Origin of the sequence: Tolypothrix tenuis PCC 7101, assembly GCF_963874875.1 — a bacterium.
Lineage (GTDB): Bacteria > Cyanobacteriota > Cyanobacteriia > Cyanobacteriales > Nostocaceae > Aulosira > Aulosira tenue.
The window spans coordinates 8,004,861-8,021,431 of sequence record NZ_CAWNJS010000001.1; the positions used below are offsets into that span (position 1 = coordinate 8,004,861).

Sequence of the window (16,571 nt, forward strand, 5' to 3'; positions counted from 1 at the left end):
AAAAAATTTGTTACATTCAGCGTATTTATGGGCATCTTAAATATAGAAGACTCGTAAGTATTTAAAGCCCTATTTGGCATGGAAAACTCCTTTTCGCTACAATCTTCAAACCCAAATACTGAGCAAGAAGCATATCCGCCAGATCAGAGATATTCCCTCTATCAAGGCGATCAACATAGAGCTTTGTCTAAAGTAATTGCCCGTATCCGCGAATCTTTAGATATAGAAACTATCTTTAAAACTACAGTCAAGGAAGTACGTCAACTGCTCAATAGTGATAGGGTGGGAGTTTTCCGTTTTTACCCTGATTTGGGATGGGAAGGAGAATTCATCTATGAAGATGTGGCTGCAGAATGGAGTTCAGCTCTAAAAGCTAAACTGCGCGATCAATGTTTTGCTACAGAATTTGCTGGGTTGTATCAGCAAGGGCGAATTAATGTCTTACATGATATCTATCAAGCTAATATTAGTGATTGTCATATCAAGCTCTTAGAAAGATTCCAAGTTCGCGCTAATATCGCTGTTCCCCTGATGAAAGGTAAAGATTTATGGGGATTGCTATGTATTCATCAATGTAGTCAACCTCGGCAATGGCAAGCATCAGAAGTGGAATTTGCCCAACTCATTGCTGAACATTTAGGAGTTGCATTACTACAGGCAGATTATCTCGAACAAGTAAAAATACAATCAACACAATTAGCCCAAGCAACAGCCAGAGCCAAAGTAGCAGAATGGCAAAAAACTATAGCCATAACTGTAGAAAAAATTCGGCAGTTTCTCGATTTAAAAAGTATTTTCCATGCTAGCACTGATGAACTGAGAAAATTGCTGAATGCCGATCGCGTTGCTATTTACCGTTTCAATCCAGATTGGAGTGGTGAATTTGTTTTTGAATCAGTAGCAGCAGGTTGGACTTCTTTAATTGAGGAACAGTCACAGCGTCCTGAATTAGGTGAAAATGTCAGCGAATGTAGTGTTAAAGATTTAGCAGAAATTCCCTTAGTTGATACTTACTTACAAGATACAGAAGGTGGACGTTTTACTAGAGGCGAAGTCTACCGGATTTGTAATGATATTTATCAAGCTGATTTTAGTGAATGTTACATTAAAGTTTTAGAAAGTTATCAAGCAAAAGCTTATGTAATTATTGCCATTTACCACGGAAAAAAACTTTGGGGTTTGCTAGCTGTTTATCAAAACGATAGCAGCCGTGATTGGCAAGAAGATGAAGTTTATTTGCTCACTCAAGTTGGTACTCAACTAGGTGTTGCGTTACAGCAAGCAGAGTTTTTAGAGCAATCGCAAAATCAAGCAGCAGAACTCACCAAAGCTGCTGAAAGACAAAGGGCGCTGGCGAATACCGTTGAGAAAATTCGGCAATCATTAGATCTTGACACCATATTTAAAACTACTACTCAAGAAGTACGAGGATTATTACAAGTAGAAAGAGTATCAATTTATCGCTTTAATCCTGACTGGAGTGGTGAATTTGTCGCAGATTCTATTGTTGATGGCTGGACAAGAATAATCCAACCACAATCTGCAACAGAACAGGCGCTTTTACCAGGAACACCACCAGGTAAATATGCGCGTCATGAAATATTTGTACCTATTTCTCAAGGCGAAAAACTTTGGGGTTTATTAGTAGCTTATCAAAACTCCCAAGCACGTTATTGGCAAAATGAAGAAATCAATTTGTTAGCACAAGTAGGCGTGCAATTAGGAGTAGCAATACAACAAGCAGAAACCTTGAAGCAGGTGCAGATACAGGCGCAGCAATTAGCTCAAGCAGCTGAAAGAGAACGGAAAGCTACTGAAAGAGAGAAAGCATTAGCTGCAACCGTTAAAAAGATGCGTCAATCGCTTAATCTTGATACCATCTTTGCCACCACTACTCAAGAAGTGCAAAGATTATTAGAACTTGACAGAGCCACAATTTACCGTTTTAAAGAAGACCATAATATTGAATTTGTATCTGAGTCATTAGCAAATAATGGTACAGTTAATCGGCAAGTTGTACCTTTAATTATTAGAGATTACTTCCAACAAATTCAAGGCAGAGATTACCAGAACAGTAAAATTCTGGCTATTAAAGATATTTACAATACAGAAGATTATACCAATCATATTTCTCTGCTACATCCTGTAGTAGCTAGAGCCTATATGATTGTGCCAATTTTTCAAGGCGAAGAAATTTGGGGATTGCTAGCGGTATATCAAAATAGTAAATCTCGCGATTGGCAAGAAGATGAGATTGATTTACTTGTGCATATTGCTAATCAACTAGGAGTAGGAATTCAACAAGCAGAATTATTAGAACAAACACAGCGCCAAAAAGAAGAACTGACACAAACGCTGACAGAACTGCAGCGAACTCAAACTCAGTTAATTCAAAGTGAAAAAATGGCTGCTTTAGGACAAGTTGTGGCTGGCGTAGCCCATGAAATTAATAATCCGATTAATTTTATTTATGGCAATATTTCCCATGTCACTGAATACACGGAAAACCTGCTGAAACTGCTGCAAATATATCAAAAAAATTATCCTAATCCGAAAGCAGAAGTGAAACAGCAAGCAGCAGAAATAGATGTAGAGTTTATTGCTAAAGATTTACCAAAAATTTTGAGTTCTATGACTACTGGTGCAGAACGCATCAGTGAATTAGTACTTTCATTACGTACTTTTTCACGCCTGGATGAAGCAGATATGAAACCTGTGAATATCCATGAAGGTATTGACAGTACATTAATGATTTTACAACATCGCCTGAAACTGCAAGCTGATGGGAGTGGTATTGAAGTAGTGAAGAAATACTCTCAATTACCTCCAGTTGAGTGCTATGCAGCCGAGATGAATCAGGTATTTATGAATATTCTCAGTAATGCAATTGATGCCCTAGAGAATGCAGCAAAAGTGAAAAAAACCATTGATCATCCTCAAATTCATATTTATACAGAACTGGTAGATGAAAATTCTATCCAGATTCGGATTGTTGACAATGGTTGTGGTATTCCAGAAAGTATGCGATCGCGAATTTTTGATCCATTCTTTACCACCAAGGAACCAGGTAAGGGTACAGGCGTAGGATTATACATTAGTTATCAGATTGTTGTGGAAAAACACGGCGGTCAAATTCAGTGCTTTTCTGAACCTGATGAGGGTTCTGAGTTTTTAATCCAAATTCCGATTAAACGTGCAGTTAGTTAAAAATATTGCATAGTATAAAACAAGCAATTTTAGATTTTGGATTTTAGATTTCAATCTCATCCAAAATTTTTTCTATGCCCTATGCCCCATGCCCTATGCCCTATGCCCTATGCCCTATGCCCCAGAAATGCTAAACTCGTAGAACACTGGGGTCAAAGTGACTTGCTAGGCTTGATGCAACAAGTGGGAATCATCCCAATACCAGGGCCAGGTTTAATTCTGCGAAAATTGTATTTGGCGGTAAGCGGAGCTATGCCGAAGGCTTATCGCTTCAATTACTCGTACATTCAAGCTCTAAATAACTTAATGAAAAAGTATCATTAATATTGCATTTTGAATTATTGATATGGTTACTCTATCTCCTAGCCTCAAAGCTAGACTCTCTCAACCCCTAAAAATCGGTGCTTTTGCAGTCAACAGTCGGGTTTTACAGTCGCCTTTATCTGGTGTCACGGATATGGTATTTCGCCGTTTGGTACGTCGCTATGCACCAGATTCGATGATGTACACCGAAATGGTTAATGCTACGGGGTTGCACTATGTGAAAGAGTTGCCAAAAATTATGGAGGTAGATCCCAATGAACGACCAATTAGTATCCAGCTATTTGATTGTCGCCCCGATTTTTTAGCAGAAGCAGCAGTCAAAGCGGTAGAAGAAGGCGCTGATACTGTTGATATTAATATGGGTTGTCCTGTAAATAAAATTACTAAAAATGGTGGCGGTTCTTCACTATTAAGACAGCCAGAAGTAGCAGAGGCAATAGTTAGAGAGGTAGTTAAGGCTGTTAATGTACCTGTAACAGTCAAAACCCGTATTGGCTGGAACGATAAGGAAATTACGATTCTCGATTTTGCCAAGCGGATGGAAGACGCAGGCGCACAAATGATCACCGTGCATGGACGTACCCGCGCTCAAGGTTACAATGGCAATGCGCGTTGGGAATGGATTGCGCGTGTCAAGGAAATCCTTTCTATCCCAGTAATTGGTAATGGCGATATCTTCTCAGTGGAAGCGGCGGTGAAATGCTTAGAGCAAACTGGTGCTGATGGGGTGATGTGTTCTCGTGGAACTTTAGGTTATCCATTTTTGGTGGGAGAAGTTGATTACTTCTTAAAAACTGGAGAACTATTACCGCCACCCACACCAATTCAGCGTTTGGAATGCGCGCGGGAACATTTACAAGCTTTATGGGAATATAAAGGCGATCGCGGTGTGCGTCAAGCCCGTAAGCACATGACTTGGTACGCTAAAGGCTTTGTCGGTGCTGCTGATTTGCGTGGACAGCTAAGTGCTGTAGAAACTGTCAATCAAGGTTTAGATTTGATTGATCGCGCCATTGAACAATTGACTAAGGGTTATGAACCGGAATTAGATGCAGAATCTAATTTTGCTTTTGTCTCATAAGTTGTGACGCATTTAAATTGAGGCTACGCCAACAAGCCAAAATTTAAAATCTCATATCAATTTTAAAAAAGAATATGACAAATGGGGAGGGCACAGCAATGCTGTGCCCTACGAATAATTGATAGGTTGTAAATATTGTTTGAATTTAAATTGACTTAACTTGATGGCGTTTACTCAAAGATAAACCCAACAGCGTAGCAATTAATCCTAATCCTGCCAAAGGTGTTGGTTCAGGAACACGTTTTGGTTGAGATGGAGTAGTTGGGGGTGTATATAAATTGCCATTAAATAAGTAATTATGAGACTCTCCATTTCCAGTTAAAGAACCTACAATTACGTTACCATTAACTTGACCGTTATTGAAATTGAAATTAGCTAAAGGTGCCAGAATACTACCTTCAATGCCAATTCCACTAGCAGTTAAATTAGTGGCTTCATAGAAGTTGTAAATCACCTTTTGCTTATCTGTACCAATGATATTAAATCCGAAGTTTTGCATTGACACATTTGTACCACTGATATTCACAACAACGGTAGCATTTGCATCAGCTTTGATTTCAAAATAGTTGGTTTTAGAAACATCTGCACCTGAAAGATTAAACACATTAAAAGCACTACCGCTAGCAGCCAGGTTAATCCCACCCCAAGATTGCACTGTAGTTTTACCAGTGGGAGTCAAGCTTGCCAAAGATTGTGAGAGCGATCGCAGTTCTGCTGCTGCGGCATTAAAATCTATGGGATTGCCTTTGCTGAGGGTACCATTGGGGAAGCCAACATTATTAGCAACCTTGGCAACGCCTCCATAAACAGCATTACCGTGGTAAACTTGACCGTTACTTAAAGTCAAGTTTTGCCCAGCGACTACTACATTTCCGCTATTATTAGCCAGTTTACTTCCCAATCCACCCACAAAATTGATATTACCGCCAGCAGCTAGCTTACCTTCAATATCTGTATATTGCTGAGTTACATTTCCTAAAGAAAATACGTTGTAACTAGAGGCGATTCCTAATCCGGCTGCATTTGCTTTTTGTGATATACCAAAAGATAGAGTTACAAGCATCGGTGCTGCTATCCCAGCACATAAATAGCTGTTGAATTTCATAATCTGATTGTCTAGCCAATTTATTGATGTTCATAATCATCCTACGAGACAAACAATATCTGACATTCTTCGTTAGGAGAAATTTATTGCATCTTTTATGTGTGTTGGATTTAGATGTTATTCTTTTGAAGTTTTTAATTTGCCTGTAAGCTTACTGTTGACTCGATTAAATAAGTTTTTAAAATAAAATTTTCCGTAATTACCGATTGATTGAGTCACGCAATATTTTTATTCTTTACTAACAAATACTGTAATTTTCTATTTGATAACTTTGAGATTGGATAGGCTAGAATCTTCGCAACCAGTAATAAAGCCGCCTGTTGCTTGGATTTGTTGCAGGTATTCAATGGCAGATTTAGTAATTAATTCTCCCGGCATTAATACGGGTATTCCCGGGGGATAGGGACAGATGATTTCGGCACAGATGCGATCGCAGGTTTGTTGCAGAGGTAAAGTTTCTGTAAGGGCAAAAAAAGCCTCGCGGGGAGAAATTTGCACAGAATTACCCAGTTTAAAAATATCATCCCATAAAATTAACGTCTTTTTTTCTGGCTGTGTTGGGTGCATCTGAGACAGAGTAGTAAAACCCTCAATCAATTTTTCAATATCAGCTTGGGTGTTGCCGTGACTAATAATAAAGGTGAGATGTTGTAATGAAGCGAATTCCGGCGTTACACCCAGCTTTTCGTCTAAAATTTCCTCAGCTTCAAATCCCGTGAAACCTAACCCGGAAACGGTGACGGTGAGGCGGGTTTTATCTAAAGCTGCAAAGCCTGGTGACCTCACCCCCAACCCCTCTTTGCCAGCGGAGAGGGGAGTAGGTGCTGATAAAACCGATAAACCTGGAATTTGGCTAATGCTGGTTCTAGCTGTATCTGCAAGCTGCAAAGTATGAGATAGCAGTTGTTTGCCAGACAATGCCATTTGCTGACGTGCGGCATCAAGAGAGGCTAAAAGTACATAGCTGGGGCTGGTAGATTGAACTAATTGCAAAGCTTTACTGATGCGGTTGCTATCTATGCGATTGCCTTGAATGTGGAGCATGGAAGCTTGCGTCATCGCTCCCAGGGTTTTGTGGATGGATTGCACAGTTAAATCTGCACCTGCGGCTAAGGCTGGAGTAGGTAATTGGGGATGAAAGGTAAAATGTGCGCCGTGGGCTTCATCAACGAGTAAAGGGATATTGTATTGCTGGGTAATTTGGGCGATCGCTTTTATATCCCCGCAAACGCCGTAATATGTGGGGTAAACTATCATCACTGCTTTGGTATCAGGATGCTGTTGCAGCGCAGATTCCACAGCATGGGGTGTAATACTGTGGGCAATATCTAAAATTGGGTCATATTCTGGATTGAGGAAAATGGGAATTGCACCCGAGAGAATTAAACCCGCGATCGCAGAAGAATGTACATTGCGCGGCAAAATAATTTTATCGCCAGGACTACAAGTAGCAAGAATTGCCGCCTCAATCCCACAGGTGGAACCATTAACAAGAAACCATGTTTGTGATGCACCAAAGGCTGCTGCTGCTAGTTGTTGCGCTTGTTGAATTACCCCTTGAGGTGCAAACAAATTATCTAAATCTGCTAATTCTGTTAAATCTGCGCGAAATACAGCTTTACCCAGCAAATCTGCTAAGGGTGCTGCTATTCCCTCTCCCTGCTTATGCCCTGGTGTGTAAAAAGGAGCATGAGGACGTGATGCCCAGATTTTGACAGCATCTAATAATGGTGTTTGGTTTTGATTCAACATAAAAATTGCAGAGGAGTCAAGAAGCAAATCAATTCAGAATTTCCAGTCAAACTGTAAAATCTGAATTTTCTGCCCCTCATCTCCTCTGCTATGAGCCAAGAGTATAATTACATGCAACTATTATGGAGCTAAGGCATTACCACGCAACAGACTACCAAGGGTTTTGGCAGTAATTTTTAGTTGAGTGATGGGGTTGGCGGGGACAACAGTCTTATACAGATAGCTGTCGAATGTGAGCTTTTGCACATCTAAGTCAGCACACATTTCTACAAACGCCTCGCGGGTAGCATCAGAGCGATAAAATACGGTTTGCAGAATGTCCAACACCTTGTAGGTGAGTCCGTATTTTTTATCCCAACGCTTCAGGTAAAGCTTGATGTCTTTTTCTGTGGGGATAGTTTGTCCATTGTTGGATATTTCCACAATTGTTTCCGCACACATCCGTCCAGATTTAGCAGCAAAGTAAATACCTTCACCAGAAGACTTGGTGACGTAACCAGCCGCATCTCCAACCAAAGCGACTCTACCGACAACGCGGCGAGGACGGGGATGTTCGGGGATGGGGTGTGCTTCCACCTTGATGATTTTACCGCCTGCCAATTTTTCAATAGCACGGGCGCGAATACCTGCTTGTAACTGTTTAATGCTGGCTTTATGTACCTGCATTGTGCCAGTACCGACAGCTACGTGGTCATATTTGGGGAAAACCCAAGCGTAGAAGTCAGTAGAAACGTCATTGCCAACATACATTTCGGCAAGGTCGTTATAGTAAGCCATTTTGTCTTCGGGGAGACGAATCCGCTCTTGAAAAGCGATCGCATAATTATAATCCCCTGCATCGATTTCTTTAGCAATGCGGGAATTTGCCCCATCTGCCCCAATTACTAAATCCACTTTTAAGGTTTTGGCAATCCCTTGTGCTGCACCTTCTGTATGGTCAACGTAATGGATAGTATAAGGGTCAGTATTGTTGGTGGGTATATCCAGTTTATGAACGGTGGCGTTTATTAAAGTTGCACCGAGTTTCGCTGCACGATCCCGCAAGAAACCGTCCAACACTTCCCGGCGGCACATTCCTATATATTCATCTTCATTTATCAGATTGATATCAACCTCACGATTTGAGGGTGATATCATTTTCATCTTCCGCACTCGGCGATCGATAATCTCTGGTGGTAGGTCAAATTCACCCACCATACACAGGGGAATCGCACCCCCGCATGGCTTCGCATTATCTAGCTTCCGCTCAATCAGGTAAGTCTCAATTCCAGCTTTTGCCAGTGTTTCAGCGGCAGATGAACCAGCTGGGCCTGAACCAACAACAGCAACCCGTAGTGTCAAAGGTTTTCTCCCAATCTTGACATTTACCGAAAGCATCCTACCATGTACGTTTGGCTCATTTCTCGCTCTGGCTTCTGGTTTTGAAGTAAATGCAATATTCCTTAATATTTCGATACGAAGCTGCTAGGAAGGATGAAGGATGAAGTATCAAGTATGAAGAATGAAATTTAATTTTTTATACTTCATCTTTAAGTTATGGAAATCTCTCCGTTAGATTTACTGGGCAGAAGAGTCGGTGTGATAGCAATTACTGGATATCAAAAGCACATTTCTCCCCGGAAAGGCTTTGTTTGCGCTCATCGAGTATTATATGGCGGTGAATCTTGCTCGCAATACATTAAGCGGGTAATTGCCGAAGATGGATTTGCAGCATTACCTGCCAAGTCACGTCAGCGATTTCAAGCTTGTAAGGAAGCCAACCGCATTTTAAGGTCACAAGCTGAAGAATCAGAACCAATCGCCCAAGAGGAAGAGCAAGAGGAGAAATCACCAAAAGCATTACCAGGTAGAAAAGCTCAACAATCATCATCAAGTAACAATACCTGTGGAGATACTAGTGATTGTGCTAACATCGCCGATGCTAGTTGCGACTGTGCTGAACTGCTGAATATGACTCCAGATTGTAGTCCTCCAGATTGCAGCACCCCAGATTGCAGCGCTGCTGATTGTAATTCCTTAGATTGTGGTTCCCTAGATTGCAGCGCGGCTGATTGCAGTGTCTTAGATTGCGGTAGCTGCGGTAGTTAAAATCTTTGCCATGCAATCTAGCCCACAACCCATGCTCTATGGTATATATAAAACACGGTAAACCTAGCAATTAGCCGTAGATCAGATGCAAAGGGAAGGGAGCAGTGGGCATATTAGTTGAGAATGTATCCAAAAACTTTGGAAGTTTCAAAGCTATCGAGCAGGTAAATTTAGAGGTAAAGACTGGTTCTCTGGTTGCCTTGCTTGGGCCATCGGGATCTGGTAAATCTACGCTGCTCAGGCTAATTGCCGGGTTAGAATTACCAGATACAGGTAAAATCTACCTCACTGGTAAAGATGCGACTTACCAAAGCGTGCAAGACCGGAACATTGGCTTTGTGTTTCAGCACTATGCCTTATTTAAGCATAGGACTGTCCGGGAAAATATTTCTTTTGGCTTAGAAATTCGCAAAGTCCCAGCCAAGAAAATTCAAGGGCGAGTCGAACAATTATTAGAACTCGTGCAATTAACTGGGCTAGGCGATCGCTATCCATCGCAACTTTCTGGTGGTCAAAGACAACGGGTAGCATTAGCGAGAGCCTTAGCCGTAGAACCAGAGGTATTGCTACTTGATGAACCCTTTGGGGCGCTGGATGCGAAAGTTCGCAAAGATTTACGCGCATGGTTACGCCGCCTCCATGATGAAGTTCATGTTACCACTGTTTTTGTTACCCATGACCAAGAAGAGGCTATGGAAGTCTCAGACGAAATCGTAGTGATGAATAAAGGACGCGTCGAACAAGTAGGCACCCCCGCAGAAATTTACGACCATCCTGCTAGTGCCTTTGTCATGAGTTTTATCGGGCCAGTTAACGTTTTGCCTAGCTCTTCCAGTATTTTTCAAGAACAAAGGTTTGAAGCACCAAACCCTGAAGTCTTTTTGCGCCCGCAAGATGTCGTTGTCGAAAGAGTAGCTAACGGCACGACTACACCTGCCACAGTCAGCCGAGTCATCCATTTGGGTTGGGAAATTCAAGTGGAATTGAATTTAGACGAAGGGCAAGTAGTGATGGCCCATTTAACACGCGATCGCTTTAAGGAATTAGAGTTAGAACCAGAACAACGGGTGTATGTGAAGCCGAAAGATGCGAAATCATTCCCCTTGTATTATTCAATTTGAAGCAACTCACTCAATCTAGTAGTCTGCCAACCCAAAAATGTTAGGTGGAGGTTGGGTAAAGGTTAAAGGGAAAAGGGTAAGGGACAAAAACCTTTCCCCTTTACCCCACTTGCGTTGCCTTGGCATACTAGTTCGTTGGGGAAAGAGAAAGGGGGAAAGTTGAAATTAACCCCTTATCCCTTTCCCCACAATCTTTTGGGGGCATAGTCAGGGTAAGATTTGCAACTGAAATTTGATTTGGTTAAGCGTTTTGAAATCAAAATTGGTTTTGGGGAAAAGGTTAATGGTTAAGGGTTAAAGGTTTTTCTTGCCCTTTTCCCATTCCCTTTTTCCCCTTAACCGACAAGTATTGCTCTAGGTTGTTGCTTGTGCTTTTTTGCCATAGCATCCCTTCCCCCTTTCCCCGTTCCCCCTTCCCCCGTATTTCTTATTGCCTTTCAAACATTGTGGATATTAATACGCTGTATATTAGTTTTTGATGACTGCTGTGTGTTGATGGGAGCAAACAGCTATCAGCTGCCAGTTAATGGTTAATAGTTCCAACTATTAGCTGTTGAGTATGGACTGTTGGGCGCTGAATGCTCTTGGCTTAAATTTTTATTTCAATTTGATGGAAAGAGGTAGAAAATCGTGAAAGGATTGGTGCGTTTATTAACAGTGTTTAGTTTGTTGCTTGGTTGCTGGGGATGGCTGGGAACAACTCAAGTTGCCCAAGCTGCCACTTTTAACAGTTTTGCTTTACCCCAAGTGCCAGTTCTAGCAGTTGGGCAGAATAAGGCAGACGCTAAGTTAGGAACGGAATTTGGTAAAAAAATTGATTTGAACAATACCAACGTCCGCGCTTTTCAACAATATCCAGGGTTGTATCCTACTCTAGCTAAGAAAATTATCAAAAACGCACCTTACCAAAAGGTAGAGGATGTGTTGGAACTAGAAGGATTGAGCGATCGCCAAAAACAAACTTTGCAAGCCAATTTAGATAAATTTACAGTTACAGAACTAGAACCTGCATTCAACGAAGGCGACGATCGCTTTAACAACGGCATCTATAGATAACTGTCTTTGCAGTTAACTTGAGAAAATCACAGCCTATCTCTGCTATCAGGGTATGGCATTTAAACGGGGAGATGTACAGAGACAGGAGATTAATTTCTCCTAACTCTTACCTCTCCTGTTCTCATATAAAATCTTGAGCGCAAAAAAATTAGGATACTAGCCCCTGGATGTCTGGGGTTATTTATTTTGAATTTTGAATTCCCCAAAGGGGTTAACCTTGCCTGCAACAAATATTCCTAGCCAGTTTGATGTTTTAGTAGTTGGTGCAGGTGCCGCAGGGCTGTATACGGCACTTTGTCTCCCACAATCTTTGCGAGTGGGATTAATTACTAAAGAAACAGTTTCCCTATCAGCCAGTGATTGGGCTCAAGGTGGCATTGCCGCTGCGATCGCCCCAGAAGATTCCCCGACTCTACATATTGAAGATACAATCCGGGCTGGGGCGGGCTTGTGTGATAAAGCTGCTGTAGAATTTCTCGCCGAACACGCCCCTAGCTGTATTCAATCTCTCGTCGATTTGGGCGTGGCTTTTGACCGTCATGGTAATGCTTTAGCCTTAACTTTAGAAGCTGCCCATTCCCGTAACCGCGTACTTCATGCAGCTGACACCACAGGTAGGGAAGTTACCACCACCCTCACAGCCCAAGTACTGCGACGGCCTAATATTTCAGTTATCCAGCAAGCTTTGGCTTTGAGTTTATGGATGACACCGCAAGGCGATGTCTCCGACGGGCTACGCCAACGCATTCAAGGCATTAGCTTATTTTATCAAGGCGAAATTCGATGGATTCAAGCACGTGCGGTGGTACTGGCAACAGGTGGTGGTGGGCAGGTATTTGCCCAAACTACTAACCCAGCTGTAAGTACAGGTGATGGCGTAGCGATCGCCTACCGTGCTGGGGCAATTCTCCGCGACTTGGAATTTATCCAATTTCACCCCACAGCCTTAACCAAACCAGGTGCAGATCGTTTCCTCATTAGTGAAGCTGTACGCGGTGAAGGGGCACACCTCGTCGATGATCAAGGGCGACGTTTTGCTTTTGATTATCACCCGGCTGGCGAACTTGCACCACGAGATGTCGTTAGTAGAGCCATTTTTAGCCATTTGCAACGGACAGCAGCCGATCCCGCCACTGCCCATGTCTGGTTAGATATGCGCCCCATCCCCCCAGATAAAATTCGGCATCGCTTCCCCAACATCATCAAAGTTTGTCAACATTGGGGTATAGATGTCTTTACAGAACCCATACCTGTAGCCCCAGCTGCCCATTATTGGATGGGTGGAATTGTCACAGATGTGATGAATCGCACCAATATTTCTGGTTTATATGCCGTAGGCGAAACCGCCAGTACTGGAGTACATGGGGCAAATCGCTTGGCAAGTAACTCGCTGCTTGAATGCATAGTTTTTGGCGCACAGATGGCTAATCTTGATTTGGCAGATGTAGAGTTGCAATCAGAGATACCCATGCTGCCATTGCGAGAATTTCAGACTAATGAAAGCGAATGGCACAGACAGCAAGCAAGTATAGCAGCACTGCGGCAGAAGTTACCCCGTCTAGTTTGGCAAAGCGCTGGTATTTGTCGTTCCCAATCAGCATTAGAAGCCGCAATCACCACCATAGAATCTTGGCAACAAGATTTTGCTAATTTGCCTGTGAGTCAATTTCTACTATCTTTAAAAGCCACAGAACCAGCCCATTTGCAACTACCAGATATAGAAAGGCAACTGCGGCTGTGGGCAGAGACTCGTAATTTATTAGATGTAGCTGATTTAATTCTGAAAAGTGCAGTGTTTAGAACCGAAAGCCGGGGTGGACACTACCGATTAGATTATCCAGAACCAGAATTTGATTGGCAAGCTCACACGCTTGTCCAACAAAACCACTGGTGGAAATCTCCGGTTTTGAACTCTTAGCGAAATACTTGCTCAATCTCATAAGAAATCATTTTGACTTTTTTAGCGAGTACCGCTACCATGCTCACTGTCAGGGCCACCATAGTTAGGAGGAATATAAATATCTTTCTTTTCCGAGGAATTAGCCTTAGTGCTAGTTAAGCTTTCAGTACTATTCGTACTGAAGTGATTGGCATTCAAACTATTTAAGGCTGTAGTCGTATCAATATTCTTGAAAATTACCAAGTAACCACTGATTAACAAGATAGCAATACTTGTAACTCTTAGATGAAGACTAATAACTCTCGGTAAACTTTCGGTGTAGGATTTCATAGAATTTATTAATGTTATTTTCAGTAGATATACGCATTTGGCTAGAAAATATTAAATTTTGATTAAACGTTTTTTAAATGCAAATAAATGAATTTTAAGCAGGAACTGATAGTACAAACGTGCAGTGCTTAGGAAGAAGAAGATAAAAGAGCATAAAGCTTGTAAATGCTAAATTTTAGACTTTTTCAACTGAATCTTAATTTGGGATTTGCTGTACTACTAGCTAGCAGACTGTGAGCGGAGTTGTGCATGAAATAACCTTGACATTTAATAAATACTAATTAGTTGTGTTTATAACATCGGTCAAAAGTAAGAGATTATTAGGTGCCAAGAAGCACGTGCTTTTACTAAATCTAAAATACTTAATACAATCTTAATATTGATGTATGTAATTTCTATGTTAACTGGAACACAAATCAAAAAATAATGTGAATAATCTCCTAATTCACTAATGTTAAGAAATATATACATCAGTACAATCCCTCAACTCCAGGCCCAAAATACCTATGTTCTACTCTTGGCTACAATAGGCAAGCCATAATTACAGTTAAAATACTGATAAGTATAAATACTGCCTAAGTATAAATGCTGAAAAATCTCGGAAGATGAGCGAACAGGTGGGAAAAGACGACAAGGGAAGTATTATTCCCCATTACCCATTACCTATTACCCAATCCCCAATCCCTATTTGTATTAAGTATTTAGAATAACTGTAAAAAATTGCTGCAAATTCAGCTTGGTTCTTGAATTTTGTTGGCAAATATTCAGATCATAATTTAATAATCAACAAGTTTTAGGAGCGAATCAGTTGCTTACTTCGACCTTACTTGCCGCTACCACTGTGCCCACCACTCTACAATGGAGTCCCTCCATTGGGATCATCATGATTCTGGCGAATATTGCTGCCATTGCCTTTGGTAAGTCAAGCATCAAATATCCTAATGTAGGGCCAGCTCTACCTTCACCCAATTTCTTTGGTGGTTTTGGTTTACCTGCACTATTAGCAACTACCGCCTTTGGTCATATCTTAGGAACAGGTATTATTTTAGGCCTGCATAATCTGGGAAGATTTTAGGCTGGGATATATTTGATAACTCTTTTGTCTCCAATCATTAAGCCAGAGATTCAAGTCTCTGGCTTTTCTTTGTTCATTACCAAGTTGCATATAATTGTCACAACTACCTTGTTTTCAGTAGTTTTTTAGTATTAATAAATACTCAATTTTTTGGATTTTAACTTATTAAGTTGCTAGACAGGCATAGGAGCCAAACCATGCAACTGACGTACAGCATTAATACAGATTGGACAATCACAGCCAAACAATTTTATGGCTTCATCACTTTCTGCATCCGTAAATTCCAATTCCGCAGGCTGATTTGCTGATTGTACTTGCGCTACTTTCACCTCTGAGTTAGCAGGAGTCCCAGAAGCATTGCTAACCTGGATACATACCTGTTTTGCTGTGGCTGAGTGCGGGGAACGTACACAAGATAGATGAGTACCCACTGGGGTAACTGTTTGTCCATGAGCTGGTTTAGTCATCATGACCATAGACAGCATAGACATAAACACTGCTGGGGTGGAAAGCAAGGATAGGACAAATTTTTTGTTCATTAGTTCTCCAACATTGGTAATGAAAGACGCATTTTATCTTTTCACACAATTGGTGAGCGATCAGTCTATCTTATACAGATTCTTCGGAAATGGCTTGAGGCTTACTGTAAAAATCGAGTCAGAAGCAAATTGGTTTTACTTGAGGATAATCTGATGCTTCCTGAGCCACTTATACCTATTGAAAATTCAAAATACCCTGCGGGTTCGCTGTTCGGTGGAGCCGTTTCTCTACTCTATGGAGAAATCATCTACACGTAGCGTCTTTGAAAGGAGAAGAGTAAGCGGTTTGTTGATTTTAAATGCTCTGTTTATTTAAGCGGTGCTGTACCATAGCACTCATATTTGATTTTTGAAGTTCACGTAGGAGAGTCAGTAACGCATCAGTACCAAAGCTTTTCGTGCGTTACTAATTACCATCAAAGGTTTAACGAAGCTTTTATTCTGTACAAACAGATTTTTACGGCTCTCAGCAATTGAGACAGTTTCCAGTTTTTAGCTTGAAATTAGCTGTACTGCCATAAATGATTATTTTTGCACAATTTGAAATTATCTATTTCTGGAAATTTCATTCATCACGATATCTTTAACGCTGAAGTAAATAATTAATGAAGTTAATAAAAATTGGGCGAATTGTAAAATTGGATCTAATCGCCAGCCTTGAAACACAAAAATAAATCCACAAAGCAACATAATACTAGGAATTAATAATGCTTGTATCAGGTAAATTATAAAAGCTATACTTCCTAGTCTGCTAGCACGTTTAAATAATAAAAAAACCATAAATCCCATATAAAATATAGCAAAAATTATATAGAGAAACCCAAGTAAGCTAGCTATATTTAAACCAGAATAAATCTGCATAGCAAATTCCTAAAGTCGTAACGCACAAAAACCATTGTTATAAGTGCGTTACGCTATCGCTAACGCACCCTACGTAAGTTTCAAAAATCAAATATGAGTTCTATAGATGTTTAAATCTATAATTCATTCTTT

At 41.0% G+C, this 16,571-nt stretch carries 13 protein-coding genes; 7 read left to right on the forward strand and 6 right to left on the reverse strand.

The genetic code is table 11. The annotated features are described in order from the left end of the window. The first annotated feature begins 78 nt into the window (after positions 1-78). Both AACU25_RS31575 and dusB read left to right on the forward strand, forming a co-directional pair. On the forward strand, positions 79-3,207 hold the full coding sequence (locus AACU25_RS31575) for a GAF domain-containing protein (RefSeq protein WP_096582447.1): 3,129 nt from the start codon (positions 79-81) through the stop codon (positions 3,205-3,207). Between the two features lie 346 nt (positions 3,208-3,553). Beyond that, complete coding sequence (gene dusB, locus AACU25_RS31580; RefSeq protein ID WP_096582449.1) at positions 3,554-4,612, forward strand: tRNA dihydrouridine synthase DusB; 1,059 nt, start codon at positions 3,554-3,556, stop codon at positions 4,610-4,612. Between the two features lie 145 nt (positions 4,613-4,757). Here the strand turns inward: dusB and AACU25_RS31585 are convergent, their stop codons facing one another. The 3 genes from AACU25_RS31585 to chlP all read right to left on the reverse strand — a co-directional run bounded on the left by AACU25_RS31585 (position 4,758) and on the right by chlP (position 8,846). Then, on the reverse strand, positions 4,758-5,717 hold the full coding sequence (locus AACU25_RS31585; RefSeq protein WP_096582451.1) for a choice-of-anchor A family protein: 960 nt from the start codon (positions 5,715-5,717) through the stop codon (positions 4,758-4,760). Positions 5,718-5,975: 258 nt separating this feature from the next. Next, on the reverse strand, positions 5,976-7,469 hold the full coding sequence (locus AACU25_RS31590; protein ID WP_096582453.1) for an aminotransferase class I/II-fold pyridoxal phosphate-dependent enzyme: 1,494 nt from the start codon (positions 7,467-7,469) through the stop codon (positions 5,976-5,978). A 120-nt stretch (positions 7,470-7,589) separates the two neighbouring features. Next, entirely contained in the window at positions 7,590-8,846 is a 1,257-nt protein-coding gene (gene chlP, locus AACU25_RS31595) for a geranylgeranyl reductase (RefSeq protein WP_096582455.1), read from the reverse strand. A 159-nt stretch (positions 8,847-9,005) separates the two neighbouring features. Between chlP and yidD the strand changes: the two genes are divergently transcribed. The 4 genes from yidD (at position 9,006) to nadB (ending at position 13,652) form a co-directional block, all read left to right on the forward strand. Further along, positions 9,006-9,557: a membrane protein insertion efficiency factor YidD gene (gene yidD / locus AACU25_RS31600; RefSeq protein WP_096582457.1), complete on the forward strand. Its 552-nt coding sequence runs from the start codon at positions 9,006-9,008 to the stop codon at positions 9,555-9,557. Positions 9,558-9,661: 104 nt separating this feature from the next. Next, positions 9,662-10,678: a sulfate/molybdate ABC transporter ATP-binding protein gene (locus AACU25_RS31605; RefSeq protein ID WP_096582459.1), complete on the forward strand. Its 1,017-nt coding sequence runs from the start codon at positions 9,662-9,664 to the stop codon at positions 10,676-10,678. Between the two features lie 630 nt (positions 10,679-11,308). Continuing rightward, a complete protein-coding gene (gene psbU / locus AACU25_RS31610; RefSeq protein ID WP_096582461.1) occupies positions 11,309-11,734 on the forward strand; it encodes a photosystem II complex extrinsic protein PsbU in 426 nt (141 codons plus the stop codon). A gap of 217 nt (positions 11,735-11,951) precedes the next feature. After that, entirely contained in the window at positions 11,952-13,652 is a 1,701-nt protein-coding gene (nadB, locus tag AACU25_RS31615) for an L-aspartate oxidase (RefSeq protein WP_096582463.1), read from the forward strand. 42 nt (positions 13,653-13,694) lie between these two features. Here nadB and AACU25_RS31620 read toward each other — a convergent pair whose 3' ends face one another. Next, entirely contained in the window at positions 13,695-13,964 is a 270-nt protein-coding gene (locus AACU25_RS31620; RefSeq protein WP_096582465.1) for a hypothetical protein, read from the reverse strand. A gap of 808 nt (positions 13,965-14,772) precedes the next feature. Here AACU25_RS31620 and psaK point away from each other — a divergent pair. Next, positions 14,773-15,039 carry a photosystem I reaction center subunit PsaK gene (gene psaK / locus AACU25_RS31625; protein ID WP_096582467.1) on the forward strand — a complete coding sequence of 89 codons (267 nt, stop codon included), beginning with the start codon at positions 14,773-14,775 and terminating at the stop codon, positions 15,037-15,039. A gap of 173 nt (positions 15,040-15,212) precedes the next feature. Here the strand turns inward: psaK and AACU25_RS31630 are convergent, their stop codons facing one another. After that, positions 15,213-15,578, reverse strand: coding sequence for a hypothetical protein (locus AACU25_RS31630; RefSeq protein ID WP_096582469.1), 366 nt, complete (start codon positions 15,576-15,578; stop codon positions 15,213-15,215). A gap of 546 nt (positions 15,579-16,124) precedes the next feature. Next, positions 16,125-16,439: a Ycf66 family protein gene (locus AACU25_RS31635; RefSeq protein ID WP_199347399.1), complete on the reverse strand. Its 315-nt coding sequence runs from the start codon at positions 16,437-16,439 to the stop codon at positions 16,125-16,127. Positions 16,440-16,571: the final 132 nt, after the last annotated feature.

Bases quoted from the DNA above. Each gene is read 5' to 3' on its own strand.
- yidD (WP_096582457.1), top strand. From the start codon at position 9,006: ATGGAAATCTCTCCGTTAGATTTACTGGGCAGAAGAGTCGGTGTGATA.
- chlP (WP_096582455.1), bottom strand. From the start codon at position 8,846: ATGCTTTCGGTAAATGTCAAGATTGGGAGAAAACCTTTGACACTACGG.
- AACU25_RS31620 (WP_096582465.1), bottom strand. From the start codon at position 13,964: ATGAAATCCTACACCGAAAGTTTACCGAGAGTTATTAGTCTTCATCTA.
- AACU25_RS31630 (WP_096582469.1), bottom strand. From the start codon at position 15,578: ATGAACAAAAAATTTGTCCTATCCTTGCTTTCCACCCCAGCAGTGTTT.
- AACU25_RS31590 (WP_096582453.1), bottom strand. From the start codon at position 7,469: ATGTTGAATCAAAACCAAACACCATTATTAGATGCTGTCAAAATCTGG.
- dusB (WP_096582449.1), top strand. From the start codon at position 3,554: ATGGTTACTCTATCTCCTAGCCTCAAAGCTAGACTCTCTCAACCCCTA.
- AACU25_RS31575 (WP_096582447.1), top strand. From the start codon at position 79: ATGGAAAACTCCTTTTCGCTACAATCTTCAAACCCAAATACTGAGCAA.
- AACU25_RS31635 (WP_199347399.1), bottom strand. From the start codon at position 16,439: ATGCAGATTTATTCTGGTTTAAATATAGCTAGCTTACTTGGGTTTCTC.
- AACU25_RS31585 (WP_096582451.1), bottom strand. From the start codon at position 5,717: ATGAAATTCAACAGCTATTTATGTGCTGGGATAGCAGCACCGATGCTT.